General features: G+C 56.8%; 21 protein-coding genes. 11 read left to right on the top strand and 10 right to left on the bottom strand.

The window, feature by feature from the left end; translation table 11 throughout:
* Positions 1–57: 57 nt before the first annotated feature.
* The 4 genes from C5Y44_RS03820 to C5Y44_RS03835 all read left to right on the top strand — a co-directional run bounded on the left by C5Y44_RS03820 (position 58) and on the right by C5Y44_RS03835 (position 4,104).
* Positions 58–1,068 (top strand): nitronate monooxygenase, encoded by a 1,011-nt coding sequence (locus tag C5Y44_RS03820; protein ID WP_105323753.1) that lies wholly within the window; start codon positions 58–60, stop codon positions 1,066–1,068.
* An 84-nt stretch (positions 1,069–1,152) separates the two neighbouring features.
* Positions 1,153–2,604, top strand: coding sequence for a glyceraldehyde-3-phosphate dehydrogenase (locus C5Y44_RS03825; RefSeq protein WP_105323754.1), 1,452 nt, complete (start codon positions 1,153–1,155; stop codon positions 2,602–2,604).
* 140 nt (positions 2,605–2,744) lie between these two features.
* Positions 2,745–3,206 carry a hypothetical protein gene (locus tag C5Y44_RS03830; RefSeq protein WP_233189815.1) on the top strand — a complete coding sequence of 154 codons (462 nt, stop codon included), beginning with the start codon at positions 2,745–2,747 and terminating at the stop codon, positions 3,204–3,206.
* Positions 3,187–4,104: a hypothetical protein gene (locus C5Y44_RS03835; RefSeq protein WP_233189816.1), complete on the top strand. Its 918-nt coding sequence runs from the start codon at positions 3,187–3,189 to the stop codon at positions 4,102–4,104. The genes C5Y44_RS03830 and C5Y44_RS03835 overlap by 20 nt, the downstream gene beginning before the upstream one ends.
* 34 nt (positions 4,105–4,138) lie before the next feature.
* Here C5Y44_RS03835 and C5Y44_RS03840 read toward each other — a convergent pair whose 3' ends face one another.
* The 9 genes from C5Y44_RS03840 to aztD form a co-directional block, all read right to left on the bottom strand.
* A complete protein-coding gene (locus tag C5Y44_RS03840) occupies positions 4,139–5,032 on the bottom strand; it encodes a fumarylacetoacetate hydrolase family protein (RefSeq protein ID WP_105323755.1) in 894 nt (297 codons plus the stop codon).
* A 48-nt stretch (positions 5,033–5,080) separates the two neighbouring features.
* Positions 5,081–5,614 (bottom strand): aminoacyl-tRNA hydrolase, encoded by a 534-nt coding sequence (gene pth, locus C5Y44_RS03845; protein WP_105323756.1) that lies wholly within the window; start codon positions 5,612–5,614, stop codon positions 5,081–5,083.
* 113 nt (positions 5,615–5,727) lie between these two features.
* The gene (locus C5Y44_RS03850; RefSeq protein ID WP_105323757.1) at positions 5,728–6,366 is read right to left on the bottom strand and encodes a 50S ribosomal protein L25/general stress protein Ctc; all 639 of its coding nucleotides are present in this window, start codon (positions 6,364–6,366) and stop codon (positions 5,728–5,730) included.
* 275 nt (positions 6,367–6,641) lie between these two features.
* Positions 6,642–6,908, bottom strand: a complete 267-nt coding sequence (locus C5Y44_RS03855) for a hypothetical protein (protein WP_233189817.1) — start codon at positions 6,906–6,908, stop codon at positions 6,642–6,644.
* Positions 6,909–6,952: 44 nt separating this feature from the next.
* Positions 6,953–7,717, bottom strand: a complete 765-nt coding sequence (locus C5Y44_RS03860; protein WP_105323758.1) for a DNA alkylation repair protein — start codon at positions 7,715–7,717, stop codon at positions 6,953–6,955.
* An 86-nt stretch (positions 7,718–7,803) separates the two neighbouring features.
* Positions 7,804–8,778 (bottom strand): ribose-phosphate diphosphokinase, encoded by a 975-nt coding sequence (locus C5Y44_RS03865; protein WP_066795235.1) that lies wholly within the window; start codon positions 8,776–8,778, stop codon positions 7,804–7,806.
* A gap of 139 nt (positions 8,779–8,917) precedes the next feature.
* The gene (gene glmU / locus C5Y44_RS03870) at positions 8,918–10,426 is read right to left on the bottom strand and encodes a bifunctional UDP-N-acetylglucosamine diphosphorylase/glucosamine-1-phosphate N-acetyltransferase GlmU (RefSeq protein WP_369831066.1); all 1,509 of its coding nucleotides are present in this window, start codon (positions 10,424–10,426) and stop codon (positions 8,918–8,920) included.
* A 64-nt stretch (positions 10,427–10,490) separates the two neighbouring features.
* Positions 10,491–11,771 (bottom strand): MFS transporter, encoded by a 1,281-nt coding sequence (locus C5Y44_RS03875; protein ID WP_105323760.1) that lies wholly within the window; start codon positions 11,769–11,771, stop codon positions 10,491–10,493.
* A gap of 35 nt (positions 11,772–11,806) precedes the next feature.
* On the bottom strand, positions 11,807–13,093 hold the full coding sequence (gene aztD / locus C5Y44_RS03880; RefSeq protein ID WP_105323761.1) for a zinc metallochaperone AztD: 1,287 nt from the start codon (positions 13,091–13,093) through the stop codon (positions 11,807–11,809).
* A gap of 165 nt (positions 13,094–13,258) precedes the next feature.
* Here aztD and C5Y44_RS03885 point away from each other — a divergent pair, with 165 nt between their 5' ends.
* The 4 genes from C5Y44_RS03885 (at position 13,259) to C5Y44_RS03905 (ending at position 19,331) form a co-directional block, all read left to right on the top strand.
* Positions 13,259–14,038: a trimeric intracellular cation channel family protein gene (locus C5Y44_RS03885; protein WP_233189818.1), complete on the top strand. Its 780-nt coding sequence runs from the start codon at positions 13,259–13,261 to the stop codon at positions 14,036–14,038.
* Positions 14,039–14,313: 275 nt separating this feature from the next.
* Positions 14,314–14,961: a TetR/AcrR family transcriptional regulator gene (locus tag C5Y44_RS03895; RefSeq protein ID WP_105323762.1), complete on the top strand. Its 648-nt coding sequence runs from the start codon at positions 14,314–14,316 to the stop codon at positions 14,959–14,961.
* A 29-nt stretch (positions 14,962–14,990) separates the two neighbouring features.
* The gene (mfd, locus tag C5Y44_RS03900) at positions 14,991–18,662 is read left to right on the top strand and encodes a transcription-repair coupling factor (RefSeq protein ID WP_105324058.1); all 3,672 of its coding nucleotides are present in this window, start codon (positions 14,991–14,993) and stop codon (positions 18,660–18,662) included.
* 15 nt (positions 18,663–18,677) lie between these two features.
* Entirely contained in the window at positions 18,678–19,331 is a 654-nt protein-coding gene (locus C5Y44_RS03905) for a MazG nucleotide pyrophosphohydrolase domain-containing protein (protein ID WP_105323763.1), read from the top strand.
* A 21-nt stretch (positions 19,332–19,352) separates the two neighbouring features.
* Here C5Y44_RS03905 and C5Y44_RS03910 read toward each other — a convergent pair whose 3' ends face one another.
* Positions 19,353–19,808 (bottom strand): hypothetical protein, encoded by a 456-nt coding sequence (locus C5Y44_RS03910; RefSeq protein WP_105323764.1) that lies wholly within the window; start codon positions 19,806–19,808, stop codon positions 19,353–19,355.
* A gap of 216 nt (positions 19,809–20,024) precedes the next feature.
* Here C5Y44_RS03910 and C5Y44_RS03915 point away from each other — a divergent pair, with 216 nt between their 5' ends.
* From C5Y44_RS03915 to C5Y44_RS03925, 3 genes are all read left to right on the top strand, one after another.
* On the top strand, positions 20,025–20,837 hold the full coding sequence (locus C5Y44_RS03915) for a lytic transglycosylase domain-containing protein (protein WP_105323765.1): 813 nt from the start codon (positions 20,025–20,027) through the stop codon (positions 20,835–20,837).
* A 172-nt stretch (positions 20,838–21,009) separates the two neighbouring features.
* On the top strand, positions 21,010–22,287 hold the full coding sequence (gene eno / locus C5Y44_RS03920; RefSeq protein ID WP_066795210.1) for a phosphopyruvate hydratase: 1,278 nt from the start codon (positions 21,010–21,012) through the stop codon (positions 22,285–22,287).
* Positions 22,288–22,506: 219 nt separating this feature from the next.
* The gene (locus tag C5Y44_RS03925) at positions 22,507–23,262 is read left to right on the top strand and encodes a septum formation initiator family protein (RefSeq protein WP_105323766.1); all 756 of its coding nucleotides are present in this window, start codon (positions 22,507–22,509) and stop codon (positions 23,260–23,262) included.
* The last annotated feature ends 222 nt before the right edge of the window (positions 23,263–23,484 follow it).

Below are 23,484 nucleotides of genomic sequence, written 5' to 3' on the forward strand. Positions count from 1 at the left end.
AGTCTGTCACATCAAATACCGGCCGGAAGTTACACCCGCGGGGTAGGCTAGATACGCATGAGCCGCATCCTAGATTCTTTAACCATTCCGATTTTGCCTGCTCCGATGGCGGGCGGTCCCACCACAGCAGCGGTGGTCAATGAGGCGGCTCGCGCTGGAAGTATCGGAACTTTAGCGTGGGGAACAATCAACGCGCAGGCAGCTCAAGAACAAGCAGCGGGGCTTGATACCGATTTCTTTGGCATCAATTTATTCGCCAAGCAGCCAGAGCTAGATTCCCACGGGGTTGCAGTTGCACGCGAACTGGCTGCAACCGAAGGAATCGAGCTGAAATCCGCCGACTACAGCAACGGCTGGGATGACAAGCTTCAGCTTGCTTTAACAATGTCGCCGCGGCCGCAACTCGTGTGGTCGATGTTTGGCACATTTACTGCCACAGAAGTAAAAGCGCTGCATGCTGCAGGGATTGAAGCATGGACCACGGTGACCAATGAGCACGAAGCGCGCGCCGCTATCGCCGCAGGCGTGGATGCATTGTGCGTGCAAGGCCCTGAAGCCGGCGGGCACCGCGGGGTGTGGAATCCCACCGCGGAACCAGATAAAAGGCCGTTGGCAGAGCTTGTCGATGCCATCGCGAAGCTCAGCACACTGCCTCTTATCGCCGCGGGCGGAGTGCGCAGCGCAGATCAGGTCCACGAAGCCTTAACGTGGCCACATGTAGTGGCAGTATCGTGCGGTTCCGCATTTTTGCTGAGCGATGAAGCCGGGACCAGCCTGGTTAACCGTGCCCGGATTAACCAAGTGAAGAATAATGAAACGGGGTCGGGGGAGGCATCGACAAGCACCCGTGCGTTCTCCGGCCGCTACGCCCGCGGCCTGGCAACAACCTATACCCAAACCCACCCCGACAGCCCAGCTATTTATCCATACCTGAACCAAATCTTTGCTGCGCGCCGCGCGGAAGGGGATGAAGATGTTGCCTACTGCCTCGTCGGAGTTGAGGCGCAGCGCATATTCGGGGGTACCGTGGCGGGTGTTTTGCGTCGCCTTTGGGAAAAGCAAAAATAATAGTTGATAATATTTGTGGTTGATACCCCCACGACGATTTTAAAGCCGCACAACTGTGCGCCCAATCCGCAAAGGAATGATTTCGTGACTGAGTCCGCACCTGAATTCGAGAACTGGAATGAGCGCGTACGGCACGCTCAGGAAATGATTCCACTCATTTACCAGTTGCACCGCAAAAACAATGTGGTGACCTCTATTTTTGGTCGACTGCTCGTCGGTGTTACCGATATCGACATCATTAAGTCCCACCGCTACGCACGCCGCTTGATCAACCGTGACCTGGGCACCGCTGAAACCCTGCCAATCCTGCGCGAGCTCGTCGACATGAACCTGGGCACTGCCTCGATTGACATGGGACGTCTGGCTGAAGGCTTCCGCGCGGCTGAGACTGATGACCTGCGCGCATACCTCGAAGAGGAGCTCAAGGAAGTCGTCGGTACCGCGACTGAAAACGAGTCCCGCGATGTTGTCCTTTACGGCTTTGGCCGCATCGGCCGCCTGCTTGCCCGCATTTTGATCTCGCGCGAAGCTGCTTACGGCGGCGTGCGCCTGCGCGCCATCGTGGTGCGTAAGAAGGGTGATGAGGACATTCACAAGCGTGCTTCCTTGCTGCGCCGTGACTCCGTTCATGGTGCATTCAACGGCACCATCGAAGTGGATGAAGAAAACGAAGTAATCTGGGCAAATGGCACCAAGATCCAGATGATCTACGCCAACGATCCAGCAGACATTGACTACACCTCCTACGGCATTGACAATGCTGTTTTGGTGGACAACACCGGTGTCTGGCGCGACCGTGAGGGCCTGGGCCAGCACCTCAAGTCCAAGGGCATTTCCAACGTGCTGCTTACCGCACCGGGTAAGGGCGATGTTAAAAACATTGTCTACGGCATCAACAACCAGGATATGTCTGCCGAAGACAAGATTCTCTCCGCTGCATCGTGTACCACCAACGGCATTACCCCAGTGTTGAAGGTCATCAACGACCGCTACGGTGTAGTCCACGGCCACGTAGAAACCGCGCACTCCTTTACCAATGACCAGAACCTGATTGACAACTACCACAAGGGCGACCGCCGTGGCCGCGCTGCTGGTTTGAACATGGTTTTGACCGAGACCGGTGCTGCGAAGGCTGTCTCTAAGGCGCTGCCAGAATTCGAAGGCAAGCTGACCGGCAACGCCATTCGCGTTCCCACCCCGAATGTTTCCATGGCAGTGCTGAACTTGGAGCTTTCCCAGGAAGCTGATGTGGAAGAAGTCAACAACTTCCTGCGCGATGTTTCCCTGCACTCCAACCTGCGCCAGCAGATCTCCTACATCGCCTCCCCTGAGGTTGTCTCCAGCGACTTCGTTGGTTCTACCCACGCTGGTGTAGTCGATGGGCTTGCCACCATCGCCTCTGGCAAGCACCTTGTGCTTTATGTCTGGTACGACAACGAGTTCGGCTACTCCAACCAGGTCATCCGGATTGTCGAAGAGCTCGCCGGCGCCCGCCCGCAGGTTCTTCCACAGCGTTTGGAGCCTTCCGCGCTCTAAGCTCTAGCCTTTAGCGGACAGCCCCTCGAAGTATCATCTTCGAAGCCCCAGTCGGTTTATTCTGACTGGGGCATTGTTGTGCCCATTCCCACGCCGAGAAGCGTTGTTGAAAAATGCTTTCAGCCGTAAAATATAGCGCTATGAGTAATCCTGAGCCTGATGCACCAGAAGAAGTAGAAACCCCCAACCCGCCGTCAGACTCAGAAGCATCGGAGCACAATTCCAAGTTCGCTCCCATCCCGCTTATCCTGTGTATCGCAGGCATGCTGATTTCGCCTTACTTTGTCGCCACCTTCGTACCGGAGGCATCCGCGGGTTGGACCGTGCTGGGCATCTTCTTCGTGCTGGCTTTGGGCACTGGCGTGTGGTTTGGTGCTATCACCAAGCCCACTTGGTGGTTTCCCGTGGCAGTCGGTGTTGCGTTCATGGCCACCCGTGCACTGTATTTCCAAGACGGGCTTTTTCTCTACGCCCTTGGCTTTGCAGCTCTGGCCGGTTTCGGCACGCTGCTTAGCGGTGCAGGCAAGCTAGAACTTGACGATGACGACGCCTCCGCCGTTGATAAGTCCAAGGAGGGTGAGCATGGAGAAGTGGGCGCTTAATCACCCCGAGCTGGGGCTCATTGAGCTTGAAGTTGGCTATGATTCGGAGTTTCTAGAGCTCGACCCCACCTGGCCTGAGGAGCCGAAAGAAGACGAGGAAATTCGGCCGGTCACGGCTGAATCGGGGATAATGGAGCGCTTCGGCGCACTATTTAACAACCCTTCAGTCCGGGCGCGGATCTTGCTCAACGGCCAAGTCCTGCATCGCGTCAATACTGCTGCCAGCGGGCGCTGCCTTCTGGAGGACTCAGTTAAAGAAGGCGAGCTCACTGGCCACAATCCCGGCCTCGACCGCGCAAAACCTCATGTGAAGGTCACAGCGAATTTCTTCGATGAAGTACTCGAAGTGCAGTTCCGGCAGGGCAGCGAGATAGTCATATTTGATCCGCCTGCGGGCAGCCGCGGGGAAAAGCGACGTCGAGCCATGGAATCCAGCACTATTAAACGCGTGGGATTTCCTATCCTTGCAGGTCTAGGCAAAGGCGGCTGGGCGATTGCCGCTATTATTCTGGCCTCGGTATCTTCGCGGATTGTGAAATGGCTGCTGTCTTTGCTGCCGGATTTCGACATCAATTGGCCCTCGCTGCCGGTGCTTCCACAGATTGAACTGCCCACGCCCAGCTTGCCGCAGATTCACCTACCCACGCCGAATATTGACATCGATATCAACCTGCCGGCGCTTCCTGCCTGGGTGGAGTTTCTACTCGACTACAGCAAGGTGTGGGTGCCCATTCTCATCGGTATCGTGGTGGGCCTGTTGGCGCTGCGCAATTACCGAAAGTCCGAGCAAACCAAGCGCGCATGGCACAAGCAGCAGCGCGCACAAGCGAGGGTAGACGCCGCGTCATCGAAGACTACGCAGGCGGATGCTTCGGAGAATAACTCTGGTGGCCACTAATTACTGTTGAGTGCTAGATACTGCTCATCGGTATTTAGTGGTGGCAGCTGCAGTTGGGGCCGCAACCACCTTCGACTGGCTCGCCATAGTGCGTGGTGTTTTCAATATGGCCGAGCCCATCGATTTCAATGCGCACCGTCTGGCCGTCTTGAATAAACTCCCCGCGGGCAAAGCCGACACCTTCAGGAGTACCGGTGACAATCACATCGCCAGGGTTGAGCGGGTACAGTGAAGAACAAAATTCAATGAGCTTGGCCACGGAGAAAATCAGGTCATCGGTGTCATCGTCTTGTTTGAGTACACCGTCCAAGCTGGTGCGCACACGCGCATGGTTGCCGGGGGACCACTCATCGGAAGTAGTCAGCCACGGCCCAAACCCAGCGGTGCGGTAGAAGGACTTGCCGGCATGAAACTGCGAGGTCTGCCGCTGGATATCGCGCAGAGTGTAGTCATTCATAATCGCGTAGCCAGCAACATGATCAAGGGCTTCATCTTGGCTTACGCGGTGCGCTCGCTTTCCGATGACTACCGCTAGCTCCCCTTCATAATCCAGCTTCTGCGTGCCAAATTCAGGGATATAAATATCGTCGTAAGGACCTGTTAGGGCGTCTGCGAATTTGATGAACAAGGTGGGATGTTCAGGAAACTCGCGGTTCATCTCGCGGATGTGCTTGGCGTAGTTGAGCCCTACGCAGATGATTTTTTCGGGATGCGGAACAACCGGTGCTAAGTCTTCGGTGGCAAAGACTAGCGGCTCGCCAGAAAGCTCTGCGGCTTTAGCCCAATCGCCGCTGCGCAGCAACGCTCCAACATCGTCAAAGTCTAATTCGATGCCGGTGAGCATCGTCGATTCCATCAGCGAAGTCGCTTCGCCTTCGATGCGTACGGCGGTGGTTCCAAAAGCAGTCTTTACAGTCGCAAGTCTCATACCGAACCACTCTAGTCAAAGAAAACGCAGCACCTTGTGCTTTAGCCGCTAGATTTCTTCGATTAAATCGGCAGCGTCAGCGCAGATGATTGGAAGCTCGTCTAGTTCTTTGCGCGCGAATGGTTTCAACACATAAGCCGCTGGCGCCATACGTCCGGGCGGGCGACCGATGCCGCAAGATAGTCGGTGATAATCTTTTGTGCCCAAAGCCTTGGTGGTATCGCGCAGGCCGTTGTGCCCGTGGTCGCCGCCGCCGAGCCGCAGACGAACCTCGCCGAGCTCCATATCCAACTCATCGTGAATGACCACGATGTTGGCGGGGGAGATTTTGAAGTAATTCGCTAGAGCTTTAACTACACCGCCCGAAAGGTTCATGAAAGTACGCGGTTTTGCCACAATCACTTTGCGCCCGGCGATGTTGATTTCGGCGACATCCGCATTGGTGCGCTTATGCGAGGCAAATTTCCCGCCGTGGCGAAGCGCTAGTTCTTGGGCTGCTTCAAAGCCAATATTGTGCCGGGTCCGTTCATATTTCGGCCCGGGGTTTCCCAAACCCACGACCAGTAATGCATCGTTGCTCATGATTAACCATTAAAGCATAACCAAAACACAAAGCCCGCTGTGGGAACCAGTTGGTTCAACACAGCGGGCAGTGGCCTTTAAACAGGCCACGTAGGATTAGCGCTTAAGAAGAATTACTCTTCGGTTGCTGCTTCCTCGGAGGACTCAGCGCCAGCCTCAGCGCCGCCTTCTTCAGCAGCCTCAGCAGCTGCCTCAACCTCTTCGTCAACCTGTGGCTCGGAGATGGAAACGATTGGGGACTCTGGGTCTGCAACCAAGGTGGTGTCCTCTGGCAGAACAACGTCTGCAGCGGTAACAACGGTGCCGTCTTCCAGGCCTTCGAGGGAAACTTCGATCTCTTCTGGGATGTTCAGAACGTCAGCTTCAACCAGCAGAACGTCGGTATCAGCGATGAACATCAGACCAGGTGCTGGCTCACCAACGAAGGTCAATGGAACTTCAACTTCAACCTTCTCGCCGCGCTTAATGGACAGCAGGTCAAGGTGATCCATGTTCAGGGTCAGAACGTTCTGTTCGATGCCCTTAACCATGGTCAGGTGCTGATCGCCGTCGATCTCGAGCTCCAAAACAGCGTTGACGCCGTAGTTACGGATCAAGGAGTGCAGCTCCAAGATGTCAGCTGCGAAGTGGATTGGCTCGGTGTTGGAACCGTAGATAACACCTGGAACCAGGTTTGCGCGACGCAGACGACGTGCGGCACCTTTGCCGAATTCGTTACGTGCTTGAGCTTTAATTACAGGACGCTGTGCCATGTTTTTCTCCTTCAAGAAAATTGTCGAAAGTATCTTTTTCAAGTCAATTCAGTGGGAAGGCGAGCTCTTGCGAAAAGAAAAAACCTGCCAATGAATCGCGTCAAGGTCGAGTCATCGCAGGTAAGTGCATACTCATCGCGTCGATAACGGATTTAAACTCACCAGATACAAATCAAGCAGCCGGTAGATTAAAGCCCTCGCCGAGACTGGCTTAAACTTACCAGCTGCATTAGCGCTACCACAAATTAATGTGCGAGAAAAAGTGCGATGCGCCGCTACTTTTCTTCCGGAGTGGAGTGCTCAGTAATTACTGACTTCGGAGGAATGAAGCCTTCTGCGTCGAAGCCAGAATCTTCATCGGCAGAAAGCTCTTCAACGGCTTCAGAAATAGCGACCTTTTCTAAGTGCCTGCCAGCTAGGTTGGAGCCCATGATTTCTTCCGAGAGCTGGCGACGGTGCGTCGTGGTGAATTTCTGCTTCGGGTCAATCATACTCAGCGCGAGGTTACGGATCTTATCGCGGCGCTTCATCTCCTCAGTCATTACTGGGAATAACCAGTGGGATCGCGTGAAGTATTACGAATCGGTTACAAGTGCTTCAAGGCTTCCTTATTAGAGAGTTTTGCAAGCGGTAGCGCGCTATCTGGATGGTGCTCATCGACAAAATCAAGCACCCACTGGGGGTCATGCCGCGCAAAATCGCGCAGTGCCCACCCAATCGCTTTGGTAATAAAAAATTCTGCAGAGTACGCGGCATCCGCACCGAGATTCGATTCAATGACCTCGCGCAGCAGTTGGGTATCAGTTTTTTCGCCAAAGCTCAGCTGGCACAAAATCGCAATCCGCCGGGTCCACATATTCTCAGCTTCCGCCCATTCGAGCATGAGCGCGCGGGCGGATGAGGCATCGCCTAGCGAATTAGGCTCCTTGCCGCGTCCCCTCGACCCAGGCACCAAGGCTGTACCCGCGCATTTTGCTAGATGGTCGACGGTATCCCACCAAGACTTTGTCTCCACCAACTCCTGTAGCTGACCAAGGTCAGCGATGGTCAGCTTCTGCCGGCGCAGGTGGTCAACCGCGACGTACTGACACTCACGTTTCGGATGCGCCCACAGCGTAAAAACAAAGTCCCAGTCGAGGCTTCGCTTGGCGATGATTTCTTTGACCGCCTCCTTGCGCGGTGTCGCCGCAATCCCAAAGAATTCAAACTGATCGCGCATATACGCAGCCATCCCCACCGCGCGCTCATCATCGGCGATAGCTTCAAGTGCAGCTACCGCCTCCGTGGCCGCTGGTGATGTCCCAGGGGAACTTGTGGGATCAAAAAAGCTACTCGGCGCCATATCTGTCATGGGCTCCAGAGTAGCTTTTCTATCTCGGTGCTATCCCTGTAGAAAAATCTTCTAGTTCTTTCCTGTAGAAAAATTCCTAATTTTATCTACGCGGACTCGAAGAGGGTGGTTACCGAACCATTTTCGAAGATCTCATGGATGGTGCGCGCCAATAGTGGTGCGATCGACAGCACGGTGAGGTTGTCCCAGCCCTCGGTGGACTGCGGCAAGGTGTCGGTGGTGATAACTTCCTCAGCACCGCACTCAGACAGACGCTCGCGTGCGGGGTCAGAGAAGACGCCGTGGGTACACGCGATAACGACGGAACGTGCGCCAGCTTCACGCAGTACGCGGACCGCGCCAGCGATGGTGCCGCCGGTATCAATCATGTCATCGAGCAAGATGCAATCCTTGCCCTCAATATCACCGACCACGCGGTTGGACACGGTCTTATTCGCTTCGGTGTTGGAGCGAGACTTGTGAACGAATGCCAGTGGGGCATCGCCAAGCTCATGCGCCCACTTTTCTGCAACCTTGACGCGGCCTGCATCTGGGGAGACCACAACGATGTTGTCGATGGAGTACTTGGACTGAATGTACTCGGTCAAGATCGGCATGGCGTGCATGTGATCGACAGGGCCGTCGAAGAAACCCTGGATCTGGTCGGTGTGCAAGTCCACCGACACGATGCGGTCAGCACCTGCGGTAGCCAGCAGGTCAGCCACCAGGCGAGCGGAAATAGGCTCGCGACCGAGGTGCTTCTTGTCCTGGCGAGCATATGGGTAGAACGGCAAGATGGCCGTGATGCGCTTAGCGGAACCACGCTTGAGCGCATCAATCATGATGAGCTGCTCCATGAGCCACTTATTCAACGGCTGGGTGTGGGACTGCAAAACAAAGCAATCTGCACCACGAACGGACTCTTCGAAGCGAATGAAGATTTCGCCATTCGCAAAGTCACGGGCGGTGGTAGGAACCAAGTCAGTGCCTAATTCCTTGGCAACTGCCTCACCCAACTCTGGGTGGGCGCGCCCGGAAAACAGCATCATATTCTTGCGGCTATCAGAAATCTTGCCGGTCATAGCGGTCTTTGACCTTTCATTGAGTGGGGAATGCTTGACGCTTCTTTAATCAAGGAAGACCATCACCGTTGAATCCTTTGCCCGGAAGCAAGCTTAGGAATCCAACATTTAAGATGATGATAACTCCATTGAATCTAGACTAAACGTCGCTATTTACAGAATCATCATCGGGTTTTGCGCCATCCGCACCGGCTGCTTGCTCGTTGGCTGATGAGGATTGAGCGGCGTCCGCCGCATCGGCTGCCGGGGTACCTGGGCGCTTCTTCTGCACCCACCCTTCAATATTGCGCTGCTTGCCGCCCGAGACCGCGAGAGCTCCTGGCGGAACATCATCTTTAATAATGGTGCCCGCGCCGGAATATGCGCCGTCGCCAACGTTGACCGGAGCGATAAACATGGTGTCCGAACCGGTGCGCACGTGGCTGCCGATGTTGGTGTGGTGCTTATTGACACCGTCATAGTTTACAAATACCGAGGACGCACCGATATTAGATTCCTCACCCACGGTGGCATCACCGATATAGGTCAGGTGCGGAACCTTAGAACCGCGGCCAATCTGCGCATTTTTAGCTTCGACGAAACCGCCAAGCTTGCCGCCTTCGCCCAAGTCCGTGCCCGGACGGATGAAGGTAAACGGTCCGACGTTAGCATCAGGGCCAATGACGGACTTTTCCCCGTGGGTGCGGATAACCTTCGCACCGCGCCCGACCTTCATATCGGTCAAGGTGGTATCTGGGCCGATGACAGCGTCATCGTCGATGTGGGTGGCGCCCCACAGCTGAGTGCCCGGGTGGATCAAAACATCGCGACCAATGGTCACATCCACACCAATCCAGGTGCTAGCTGGGTCGATGATGGTCGCACCGTTGCGCATTGCTTGCTCAACCATGCGGGCGTTAAGCTCCGCACCAGCAGCAGCTAGCTGCACGCGGTCATTAACACCTTGGAGCTCGTTGGCATCCTCGGCCACGAAAGCACCAACGCGGTGGCCAGCAGCGCGCGCAATTTCTACGACATCGGTGATGTAGAGCTCGCCTTGAGAGTTATTGGAATCTAATTTGCCCAGCCCATCGCGCAGCACTTGGCTGTCGAATGCAAAGACGCCAGAGTTGACCTCATCAATGTCACGCTGAACATCGCTTGCATCTTTGTGCTCCACAATCGCAGTAACTTCGCCTGCATCGTTGCGCACAATGCGGCCGTAGCCAGTCGGGTCAGCAAGTTTAATGCTCAAGACCGTGACAGCGTTGCCGTTATCCACGTGTGCAGTTCGCAGCTTGTCGATGGTCTCCGCGCGCAACAAAGGCACATCCGCATTGGTGACAATGACCGTGCCTTCAAAATCTTCGATCGCAGCTAGTCCGCAGCCCACAGCATGGCCGGTGCCATTTTGTTCCGCTTGGATAGCCTGGACGACCTCGCGCTGCAAGTTATCAGCGATGGCATCAACCGCGGGGCCGACCTGGTCGCGCTGGTGACCAACAACGGCAACGATGTGCTCTGGGTTGAGATCTGCTGCTGCCTGTAGCGAGTGGTGCAGCATAGACCTGCCGCCAATTTCATGCAGGGTCTTTTGCGTCGCCGATTTCATGCGGGTGCCGGCGCCAGCTGCAAGAACAACAACTGCGCTGGAGGGGTGAGTTTGCACTAGGTTCATACTCCTGTATGTCAGGCTTGTTTATATCTGTGTGTATCCACCGCCAATCATAACGCTATGTGTTCCGCGATACCTCCGGTAGCTTCCCGGCGCGCCAGGTGCCGATGAAGCCAACGGCGGCTAAAAAGAGCAGGGCGGCTTGGTTGCCAAAGACCGCAATGACGGCGGATACGCCGCCGACCAGCAATAAGACAACGCCCATTAACGTATTAGCGGAGGCGACATACAAGGTGCGCTGATCGCCTTCGGCCATGTCCACGACATAGGTCTTACGTGCGACACGGATGCCGGTATGTACGAGGTTGATGGCGAAAAAGCCTATCGGTAACAAGTAGAAGCTGATTTGCTGCGGTAAAAATTGCGCGGATGCGACGATGAGAACCAGCAGGGCAGAGGCGATGGCGGCGCCAATCGACATCACCCGGCGTGAGGAAATATCAGAAAGCCGGCCAGAGACGACCCCGCCGAGCAGCGATGCCAGACCCGAGGCCAGCACGAAGCCAGCCAGGCCGCTTAAAGAATCATTGCCCACCGAGTGCGATAAAGCGACGATGAAGGAAGTCGATAGTGCAGATACCAGCATCAACGAGCGCACGATGACGAAGTCACGGAATTGGGTGTCCTTAATAAAGAGCGCCCAGGTATCGCTCCACCACCGCACGCGCTCACGCGAATCAGGCTTCGCGGAGCGCTCTTTACTCGATTGACGCTCTTTCGGCTCGACGATGCCGGTAAAGATCATCGATGCCACAGACCACGATGCTGCGCCGATGCTCAATAAAATAACGATGGCGGTGAGATTGACATCGCCAACAAAAAGCAGCAACCCACCGACAATTAGAGCTGCTACGCCCCCGAGCGTAGTTGCGCGGCCGGTGACAACACCGCGCTTGCCTTTGGAAATGGTTTTTCCCTGAACATCCTTGCCGGTAATGGAGCACAGTGCCCGGCCGATGGATAGCACGCCCAGCAATACCAAAACGACTAGCCCAAGGGCAAGGGATTCCATGGACACTGCCGCCACGGCGATACCAAGGGCCGCGAGCGCCTGCACGATACCGCCGATGATCCACAGCTTCTTGCGTGAAGGGGAATTTAAAACCCACGGAGTTAGTGCCGCCTGCGGCAGCATGGAGCCGGACTCACGGATAGGAACCAACAGCGCTGTCAGGGCCGCGGGTACGCCGGCGGCTTGGAACAGCCACGGCAGTACCGTCTTGGCGGCGACCAACTGATCCCCGAGATTCTGCATGCCGTTGGCGATAACAAAGCGGCGGGCATTGTGAGACTCGTGCGGGAGATTTCCCGGGGTACTGCGGGAATCAGAATCAGTCATGAGATTGTATCTTAGCCGGTGCGTAAGCCTTAGATTTAGCCTTCGACACCAGTGATTTCGTTGAACTCTTTACCAACGTTTACGGATTGTTTAACCTCGCCGCTCTTGATATCAACCACGTGGATACTGTGCGCGCCGGGCTCGGTGATGAAAGCTTTCTCGCCTTGAACAAATAAGGTCGGGCGCGGCTGCTGCCACTGCGTGGGCTCCTCCCAACTTTCGGTGACAGGAATGGACTTGGTGATCTCCGCGGTTTCCGGATCGATAATTCGCAAGTTGCCATCAGTGCCCAGCACCAGGGCTTCACCATTCGGCCCGCGGCCAAGGGAGCGGAAGGAGTAGGAAGCGTCGACATCGACAAGCGAAATGGCGTCGTCGGTGTTCTTTTCAGTATTGATCAGCGCGATGCGGGTAGGCCTTTCTAATTCCGCATCCTTATCGACTTTGTAATCGGCCAGCACAACAGTGGAGTGCTCCGAACCAGCCTGGTTACCCATGCGGCCATAGTCATCGGGCGCGGTCGCTTTGGTGAATTCACCGTCCTGGTAGATGACGACACCATCTTCACATCCGAAAGTGATCGCACCGTTGCCCGCGACGGCTTCTCCATGCACCCCAGGGCAGGTATCGATCCGCGCGGTCTCTTCGCCATCTGCATCGACGGCGACGATGGTGGAGCGCTCATCCTCGGTGCCTTCGGTGTGCACCATGCCGCCATCATCTAGGGCAACCGCAACGCCGTGGTGCGGGGTGAGCTCAAAAGTCTCATCCGCAGCGTCGGGCAGCTCTAGCTCCGTATCCTGTGAGCCGGCGGTCAGTGCCTCGTTGTCAAGCTCCTGAATGATGCCGTCGCCATCGCTAAAGAGCAGTGTGCGGCCCGCGTTGTTGACCACGTGGCCAGGCTTGTCCCCGGCAAAGACCTGCTCGGTCAACTGTGGATCGGTGGTGTAGGAGTGCGAGTGATCTCCGTGCGGCTGCGTCCATGCTCCCGCATCTAACACGCGAAATCCCTCCGGGGTGCTCACCGCGACGGTGCGCTGGTCACCTAGGGGATTGAGCCGGTTGAAGCCTTCGAGAGGAATATCGGTGATTTCCTCGAGTGTTTCAGCATCCAGGACCGTGGTGCCGCCGTCGTAGGTTGCCACGAGGCGGGCTTGCGGGCTGGTGACTTCGGCAGCAACGCTGCGAGCTTCGCTGGAGTGCTCTGCATTGGTGTTAGTTTCGCTGGAACTAACGGCAGTCTCTGCTGGCTGCGAACATGCCACCAAGGCAATGCAGGCGCTGAGCGCCAGGGGAGCAAGAACAAATCTACGTGTGGACATACGTGTGGACACGGGAACCCTTTCCAGGTACTTGAAAAACGTTTGCAATAAGAAGCTAGCTCGAAGTGCCATCTAATGAAAAGTGTTTCCAATAATGTTTCGGGAGAATTACCCCTATTTGAAATAAAAACCCAAGCCGGGCGGGGGTGAGTAAAGTGTGTGGGCATGGAATCAGTGGACCCGACCATCGATACGCTCTACCGCAGCCTGGATCTGATAGGTGTCGTGCTCAACGGCATCATCGGCGGCACCATCGCGCGCCAGCGCAATTTCGACATCATCGGGTTTATTTTTCTCGCGCTCTTTTCCGCCACCGCCGGCGGCATGATCCGTGACATGCTCATCAGCGATGGTCCTGCTTATGCCATTTCCGACCCGCTTTATCTGATCCTCGCATGCACCGGCGCGCTGATTGCCGCATTGATAGATCTCAAAGGCCGCGCGTGGGAGATTTTCAAAGTGCATGGCGACGCCATCATTCTGGGCGCTTGGTCAGTCACTGGCTGTGCCAAGGCGCTGGCCTATGGCATGCCGTGGATAGCGTGCATTTTTATGGGAGTGCTCACCGCAGTGGGCGGCGGCATGGTCCGCGATGTTGCTTCGGGGCAGATCCCTTCGGTCTTCGGCGGCAATCCGCTGTACGCTACGCCGGCGATCGTGGCATCCGCAGCGATGGTCGTCTTTGCCGAAACCGGGCATGTGGGACTTGGCATGATTATCGCCCCGCTATTTGGTACTGCCTTAGCCGTGATGGCGTATTGGTTCCATTGGGTGCTGCCGCGCGGAATTGACTACGCGCCGCTAAATTACACCGCGGCGCAAATGGCGGCCGCGGTCAAAAAGGCAGAAAGGCTCGGCTTTAAGCGCGGCAGGGCAGCGAAAGCAGACGGGTCTGATGCGTCCGGGGCCGAAGAAGACAGCGACGCGGGCAAGGATGAAAAATAAAAATGCAGACACCGAAGATAAACGGTGACTGCATTCTTTTTGCTTCCCCACCAGGACTCGAACCTAGAATGACGGTACCAAAAACCGTAGTGTTGCCGATTACACCATGGGGAATCACGGGCGATGCTTATAGGCAGTGCGCTCGTGTACGAAAATATCGTACCTTACCGCCCGCGCGGAACTAAATTGCCCCGGCAAAGATCCCCCGATGGCAGGGTTGGTGCAGGTGTAGGCCGCCTTGCGGGGGAAGTAGGCTTCTTCGCTAAGCTGTAGCTATGGCACGACAAAGGATGACTGGTAAGCAGCGTCGCGAGCAGCTGATTTCCATTGGGCGTTCGGCATTCGCGGAACAAGGATTCGATGGCACCAGCGTGGAAGATATCGCCGCACGCGCCAAGGTGTCCAAACCCGTGGTGTACGAACACTTCGGCGGAAAAGAAGGCTTGTACGCAGTCGTCGTTGACCGCGAAATGCAAGATTTGGAACGTCGCATCACCGAATCGATTTCTACCGGCAGTTGGCGCGAGCGCATCGAGCAGGCAGCGTTGGCGCTGCTAACGTACGTGGAAGAAGAAACCGACGGTTTTATGATCCTGGTGCGCGATCCCAGTTCCAAGCAGGACCGGGCTTTTTCTACCTTGCTCAATACCGCCGTGAGCCAGGTATCTCACATTCTGGGAACCGCTTTTACCCATCGCGGCTTTGATGAAGACCTCGCGGTGCTTTATGCCCAAGCGCTCGTCGGCATGGTCTCGATGACGGCGCAGTGGTGGTTGGATGAGCGCCAGCCGGCCAAGGAAGTAGTCGCAGCCCACGTGGTGAACTTGTGCTGGAATGGCCTTTCGAAACTAGAAACCAGTCCCAAGCTTGGGTCGCAAAAGCTTATCGATGCCCCCGCGACCCCTGATCAAACGGAAGCTTAGAAGAAATCATCATGTCTAACTCTCCAGCTATGCTCGCCGGACTGCTCAAGGTAGCAGCCTCTGATCCGAAGCTGAAAGGCCTTGCTAATAACGTTGGCCAGGACAAGCTGCATATCACCGGTATTGACCAGGCGCGCCCGTGGGCGATTGGTACGCTCGCGCATCACGCACCGGTGCTGGTGGTCACCGCTACCGGGCGTGAGGCAGAAGACCTCACGGCAGAACTGGCAGCGATGTTGGGGCAGAAAGTCGGATACTTTCCAGCGTGGGAGACTTTGCCGCATGAGCGTTTGAGCCCGGGCGCGGATATCATCGGCAAGCGTGCGCGAATCCTGCACCAGCTAGAACACGGCCGACTCGATGTGGTCGTGACGGCCGCGCGCGGTTATTCCCAGCCGTTGCTGGAGAAAGTTACCGGCCGCGAGCCGGTTATTTTGCGCGAAGAGGGCGAATATGAGCTCGAAGATATCGTGCGTGCTTTGGAATTCCGCGCCTATTCACGCGTGGATATGGTGGCCAAGCGTGGCGAATTCGCGGTGCGTGGCGGCATCATTGATATTTTCCCCACCACCTTGGACTATCCGGTCCGCGTGGAATTTTGGGGCGATGAGGTCACCGATATTCGTCAGTTCTCCATCGCTGACCAGCGCACTATTCCCGAAATCGAAGTCGGCTCTGTGGAGGTTTTCCCGGCGCGTGAGCTGCCGATTACCGAAGACATCGCCAAGCGTGCGGATGTCCTAGCCACTAAGCATCCTGGCAATCCTGCTCTCGTTGAATTGTTGAGCAAGGTTGGCCAGCGCATCCCAGCTGAGGGGATGGAAGCGCTGTTGCCGGTGCTTTCCGATGCTAAAATGGTGCCCCTAGCTGCTTTTATGCCCGAAGGTACCCACGTCGTCCTGATTGCGCCGGAGAAAATCCGCACCCGAATTGCTGACCTAGAATCCACCGACGCCGAATTCATGGCGGCCGGTTGGGAAGCCGCGGCGATGGGCGCAGATGGCCCGCTTGCCACCAAGGGTTTGGATACCGAAGCTTCGAGCTACCGCTCTTATGAATCTTTGGAAGCCTCCTGCGAAAAGGCCGGCCTGCCACAGTGGACTTTTGCGCCGACGGGGATGTTTATCGCCGATGAGGCTGATACGCTGCCGCTGGACTTTGAACCTGGTCCGGCCCCGCGCGGAGACATCAAAGAAATCGATGCGATGATGGCGCAACTGCTCGCGCACACCCAAGCCGGTGGGCGCGCTGCTTTCATCGCGCCTGCGCAAGGCGCCATCAAGCGCATGGTCGAACGCTTTGCTGAAAAGGGAATCCCCACCAAGGTTGCAACCCCGGGCTGGCAACCGTCGCCGGGAGAAGTCACCCTCTATCAGGCGCTTAGCCATGCGGGCCTCGTCTTTCCGAAGGTGCGCAAGCACACCGACGCTGCTGCGCTGCCGCTCGTTGTTGTCACCGAAACCGACCTGACTGGTAACCGCGTTGGCGATATCGCAGGTGCTAAGCGTCGGCCAGCCAAACGCCGCAACCGCGTTGATCCTTTGGCGCTGAAGCAGGGCGATTTCGTTGTGCACGAAACTCACGGCATCGGCAAGTTCTTAAAGATGGCGGAGCGCACCATCCAATCCGGTGATGAATCCTCGCGCCGCGAATACATCGTGCTCGAATACGCGCCCTCCAAGCGTGGCCAGCCCGCGGACCAGCTGTGGGTGCCCATGGATTCATTGGACATGCTGTCCAAATACACCGGCGGCGAGTCTCCACACCTGTCGAAGATGGGTGGCTCGGACTGGAAGAACACCAAAAAGAAGGCGCGCGCTGCGGTGCGCGAAATCGCCGGCGAGCTGGTGGAACTCTACGCCAAACGCCAAGCCTCCCCAGGGCATCAATTCCCGCCGGATACTCCATGGCAAATGGAGATGGAAGATAACTTCCCTTATGTGGAGACCGAAGACCAGATGATGGCTATCGATGCGGTCAAGCATGACATGGAATCCCAGGTTCCCATGGACCGCGTCATCGTTGGCGATGTCGGCTACGGCAAAACCGAAGTCGCCGTGCGCGCTGCCTTCAAGGCCGTCCAGGACGGCAAACAGGTCGCGGTCTTGGTCCCAACGACTCTGCTGGCGCAGCAGCACTATGACACTTTCGCCGAGCGCATGGGCGGATTCCCCGTCGAGATCCGCGTGCTGTCACGCTTTACCTCCACCAAGGATTCCAAAGAAATCATCAAGCAGCTTGCAACCGGTGAAGTCGACGTGGTCATCGGCACGCACCGCCTGCTACAAACCGGTGTGCACTGGAAAAACCTCGGGCTGATTGTCGTCGATGAGGAGCAGCGCTTCGGCGTGGAGCACAAAGAGCACATCAAGGCGCTGAAAGCATCCGTTGACGTGTTGACCATGTCCGCGACCCCGATTCCGCGCACCCTCGAGATGTCCATGGCGGGAATTCGTGAGATGTCCACCATCCTCACCCCGCCGGAAGACCGCCACCCCGTGCTGACCTATGTCGGTGCCTATGAAGACAAGCAGGTTGCTGCGGCAATCCGCCGTGAGCTGTTGCGCGACGGCCAAACCTTCTTCATTCACAACAAGGTCTCCGACATTGAAAAGAAGGCTCGCGAACTACGCGACCTCGTCCCCGAAGCGCGCGTGGTGGTCGCGCATGGGCAGATGAATGAGGAATTGCTGGAAAAGACCGTGCAGGGATTCTGGGACCGCGAATATGACGTGCTGGTGTGTACCACCATTGTCGAAACCGGCCTGGATATCTCCAATGCGAACACCCTCATCGTGGAAAACGCACACCACATGGGTCTTAGCCAACTGCACCAGCTGCGCGGACGCGTCGGCCGCTCGCGCGAGCGCGGCTATGCCTATTTCTTGTACCCCAAGGGCGCGACCTTGACCGAGACCAGCTATGACCGCCTGGCTACGATTGCCCAAAATAACGACCTGGGCGCGGGCATGGCCGTGGCGATGAAGGACTTGGAGATGCGTGGTGCCGGCAACGTGCTGGGCGCGCAGCAATCCGGCCACATCGCGGGCGTTGGCTTTGACCTCTACGTGCGCCTGGTTTCTGAGGCAGTGGATGCCTTCAAGGCCCTCGCGCGCGGCGAGATGCCTAAGGCGACAGATAATGGGCCGAAGGAAATCCGCATCGACTTGCCTGTCGATGCCCACATCCCAGAGTCCTACATCAACTCCGAGCGCCTGCGCCTGGAGGTCTACCGCAAGCTCGCTGCCAGCCAGGATGAAAAGGATCTGCGCTTGGCAGTGGAAGAGATGGAGGACCGCTACGGTCCGGTGCCAGAGGAAGTCGCACGGCTGCTCGCCGTTGCACGGCTGCGCCACCAGGCCCGCGCCGCAGGCGTTACGGACATCACGGTGCAGGGCACCCGGATCAAGATCCACCCAGTCGACCTGCCGGATTCCAAGCAGGTTCGCCTCAAGCGCCTGTTCCCAGGTTCCAACTACCGCGCGGCAGCAAAGGCTATTCAGGTATCGTTCCCGAAGGCGGGTCGGAACGTGACCGCGCCGAAGCTGCGCGATGTGGAATTGTTGCAGTGGATGGCAGATTTCTTGTCGCAGATGTTCGATCTATCTGAGGTGGATGTCACCGGCGGCAAACGCCAAACCTCGGTGACCACCAAGTCTGGTGTCAAGGGCGGGAAGAATATTATCTCTGTAAGCAACTAGATAGAATGCGAGTTCATGACCGTATTATTACTCGATGAACGCTGGCCTACTTTGATTCCGATGGAGTGGGTGGGCAAATTATCAGGACCGGTCACTTTCCACCCTGAGGTCCCCGTCAAGGTGCAGTGGAATATCAGCGCAATCCTTGATGCATCGGATAGCCAATCGGACGAGCTCTACGTCGCCTTTGATGAAGACCTTCCCGAGGTACGCGAGCGCATCGACGCCGGCGCACAGGTCTACGCGGTACCTTCGCGCGAGGATGCCGTCTACCAAGCGCAGCGCGTCATGCACCGCGCCTATTCGCTGGGGGAGTGGGAGCGCTCGCACACCCATGAGACCTTGCTTCCATACCTGAAAGAAGAGGCCGCCGAATTCGCCGAAGCGGTTTCGAGTGGCGCAGATGATGCCACGGTGAAAGCAGAGCTTGCCGATGTTTTCCTGCAAGTCCTATTCCACGCCGAAATCGCCAGCCGGCGCGGAGCTTTTGGTATCAACGACGTGGCGCAAGCTTTCATCGACAAGCTGCGCAGCCGCGCGCCCTATCTATTCGATGGCACCGTGTTCGTTGTCGACATAGAAACCCAAGACCGCCTGTGGCAAGAAGGAAAGCGCGCCGAGCTTGCGTACGCTGCGCAATCGCAAGCTGAGAAGAATACCCGTAAATGAGCCCGTAATTGAGCCTAGGTCTTAGGCCTTTGGCTTGAGGGCTTCGCTGGAGAGATCAAAAAGCTGCGGGCCAAAATCATTGAGCACGGTGTTGAGCTCGCTGGAGCCAAAAGGCGTCGCAGGATTTGGCTTGACGATGCCACACTTTAGCGCCTTATCCGCTACCTGACCTGTGTACTTGGTGACCGCGAGGGTAGTCAGATCGGTGGGGTTGCCCTTGGTGCCGCTGGCCTGACGCAGGTTCTGCACCAGCTCGTTGCGGGTGGTTTCCTTGTTGTAGATGCGTCCGCCGTTGGTGGCGTTCAAGGCATCGAGCGCGCCGCGAACATCGGAGCACTTCGCGTTGTTGATTAGCCCGGTTGCCACCTTGTCAGCGGCACCGATATTGCCCAGATCCAAAGCAGATGCACCAGTCATCGCGCCAAGTCCTAAGACGCCCGCCAGTGCCGTTGATGCAAGAATGCGACGAATTTTCATTTTTAACCCCTTTAATCACCAGTGAAAGGTGTGGCGAAGCGCCACAAATAACGGTACTGAGCCTAACCCACACTGTGAAAGAAATCTATCAAAGTGATAAAAGTTAATGAAAATGTCATAACTTCTGGCTGGGTTCTGTCTGAGGGAGCGCTGTGAAGGTCATTGGGTGTGGTGGGGCATTATGGCCCGCTTCGACAACTAGGTAGAATCCCCGGGGTGACTGACAAGACTCGACGAACCCTGGTGAGAGGGTGTGGCTGCGGCGTAGTGATCGCAGTTATCCTCGTTGGAGCCTTAGTGATCTTGATTGGCACCGCGCTTTTTGACAGCTTTTCCAACCGCGGAGTCTCACCTTCGCGGACCTTGCAGCCAGTGCCAGAAGATGTTCCGCCAACCGCGCCCGCCGAGGTAGCGGAAATAGACGTCAACGCGCCCGGCCGCACCGCTGACCGTTTGACCTATTGGGCTGCCGATTTAGCGGAACAAACCGGCATCGACCCCCAGGCTCTGCGTGCCTATGGAAACGCGGAGCTCATCGCCAAGCAATCCTGGCCTGAGTGCAATCTGCGATGGAATACGCTCGCTGGAATCGGGTGGGTGGAAACTCGTCACGGTACCTACAGTGGTAACTTCTTCAAGCCTTCGAAGCTGGATGAAAATGGCTACGCCGACCCGCCGATTATCGGTATTCCGCTGGATGGAACCAATAACACAGCAAAGATCCTCGACACCGACGACGGCGAATTTGATAACGACACCGAATTTGACCGCGCCGTAGGTCCGATGCAATTTATTCCTGAATCCTGGGCGCGCCACGGCCGCGACGCCGACGGTGATAATTACCCCAACCCGCAACAAATTGATGACGCTGCACTCTCGGCCGCCAACCTCCTGTGCTCCCACGGCCGCGACCTTTCCGCTGAACAGGACTGGTTGGACGCGATTTATTCCTATAACTATTCCAACGACTACGTCTCACGTGTGGCGCGCGCCGCCAATTCCTATGCCATAGGCCAGCCGGCGAACTAGCCCCGAAATATCCGCAAATTTTCCCCGAATCTGTCATTATATGCACCGTTCTGGAAGAATTACTTGCAAGGTGCGATGAGGCCTGCCACTTAAACCGGTAGGCTGTAGCGTGCGTGACGGTAAGCTGCGCACCGCATATTGAAAACTAGTGGAACTAGGAGTGAAATCGGATATGGCCGATATTTTGCACGTATTTGCGCGAGAGATCATGGACTCCCGCGGTAACCCAACCGTAGAGGCAGAAGTCTTTCTGGAAGATGGTGCGCACGGCACCGCAGGTGTTCCTTCGGGCGCTTCCACCGGTGTCCACGAGGCACACGAGCTGCGCGACGGTGGCGACCGCTACCAGGGCAAGGGCGTGCTCAAGGCAGTTGAAAACGTCAACGAAGAAATCGCTGATGAGCTCGTTGGCTTCGAAGCTGATGACCAGCGTCTCATCGACCAGGCAATGATTGCCCTGGACGGCACCGAAAACAAGTCCCGCCTAGGCGCGAATGCCATCCTCGGCGTTTCCATTGCTGCGGCCAAAGCTGCTGCCCAGTCTGCTGGTCTGCCGCTGTACCGCTACATTGGCGGCCCGAACGCGCACATTCTGCCAGTTCCAATGATGAACATCCTCAACGGCGGCGCGCACGCTGACTCCGGCGTGGACGTGCAGGAATTTATGATCGCCCCAATCGGCGCGGAAACCTTCTCGGAAGCATTGCAGGTCGGCGCTGAGGTCTACCACAGCCTCAAGTCCGTCATCAAGGACAAGGGACTGTCCACTGGTCTTGGTGATGAGGGAGGTTTCGCTCCTTCCGTAGACTCCACCAAGGCAGCACTTGACCTCATCGTTGAAGCTGTTGAAAAGTCTGGCTACAAGCTCGGCGAAGACATTGCTTTGGCTCTGGACGTTGCTTCCTCCGAGTTCTACAAGGACGGCAAGTACCACTTCGAGGGCGGCGAGCACACCGCTGAGGAAATGACCAAGGTCTACGCCGAGCTCATCGAGCAGTACCCAATCGTCTCCATCGAGGATCCACTGGATGAGGATGACTGGGCAGGCTACACCACGCTTATCGCTGAGGTAGGAGATAAGGTACAGATCGTCGGCGACGACCTCTTCGCTACCAACCCAACCCGCCTGCAGCGCGGCATCGACGAGAAGGCCGCCAACGCACTTCTGGTCAAGGTCAACCAGATCGGCACCTTGTCCGAAACTTTCGACGCCGTCGACTTGGCGCACCGCAACGGTTTCCGCACCATGATGTCCCACCGCTCCGGTGAAACCGAGGACACCACCATCGCTGACCTGGCAGTCGCACTTGGCTGTGGCCAGATCAAGACTGGTGCACCAGCTCGCTCCGAGCGCGTTGCAAAGTACAACCAGCTCATTCGCATTGAGCAAGAGCTTGCCGATGCCGCCGTCTACGCCGGCCGTTCCGCATTCCCCCGCTTCCAGAAGTAAACGAAGTAAACCTTACGGGCGCCAAGCCCACTAGGTTTTTAAAACCCCAGTGCCATCTTTCGCACTGGGGTTTGTTCATGGGATTAGCTTTGTCGACGAACTCGAACCGTCGTTTCGGCGGATCGCCGCGACTTTTAATCTGGCAATTTTATGAGTATTTCACTTCTGTCACGCGTGCCACGTGAGTTCGCGCCGTTGCGGCGCTAGGATGAGAAATCTATGGCTAGTGAGAAACAGCAGAAACCCAAGAAGTCCCGGACCACCGTACCGGTGGCTTCGCGTGCTGCTGACCGCAAAGCCACTTCCAAGTCCAAGACCAGCCCCGCGGGTACCGGACGAACCCGCAACCGCCTCGACCTTGTCGGCTTCGGCGTCTTGGTTCTGGTCGCGCTGCTTATTCTTGCTGTCATCGCCGTGCCCCTGCGCAACTACTACCAGGGCCGAACTGAGATCATCCGCCTGGATGAGTCGATCATGGCCAAGCAGGACGAGAAAGAGCGCCTGCTCACTGAGATCGATAAGTACAAAAGCGATGCCTACATTGAACAAGAGGCACGGCGTCGCCTCGGCGTTGTTGAGGAAGGCGAGGTCGCTTTCCGCATCTTGGATCCCGAAATCACCTCCGGCGACAGCGTGACCACCGACGAACAAGCCGAAGCCGAAAGCCGCAACTGGCACGAAGTTCTGTGGGACTCTATTGCCGAAGCCCCAGACCCAGAGGCCACAAATTACTCTCCGGGTGAACAATCCCCGGCAGAAGAAACTCCTGCCGGCGGTGCTCCCGCTGGTGGCGATTCCACCGACGGCGCCACAGAAGGCGATGGCTCCAACGGTGGCTCCCCAGAAGAAGGTTCCCCAGCCGGCGACGGCAACCAAGAAGGTGACGCACCGGTAGGCAACGTCGTTGAAGAAGAACCAGACGCTCCGGACCCAGTCGGAGAAATGCCGCCAGGCGAAGTCCCTTCCGGCCAATAGTCCCTTCCCACCACAAATTCGTGCCAACTAGCAGCTCCCGACCAGCAGCCAAGCAGCAGCAGCCAAGCAGCAGCCGCCAAGCAGCAGCCGCCAAGAAGCAGCCGCCAAAAACGGTGCCCTCCGGAAGGCAAATCCTCCGGGGATAAACCTTCCGTGAGTCAGCAAGCTAGGAAGAGCGGCAAAACAGGAAAGCGGAAGCCCACTTTCCCTCGCCTTGAATGC

The organism is Corynebacterium sp. J010B-136 (genome assembly GCF_002967075.1).
GTDB lineage: Bacteria > Actinomycetota > Actinomycetes > Mycobacteriales > Mycobacteriaceae > Corynebacterium.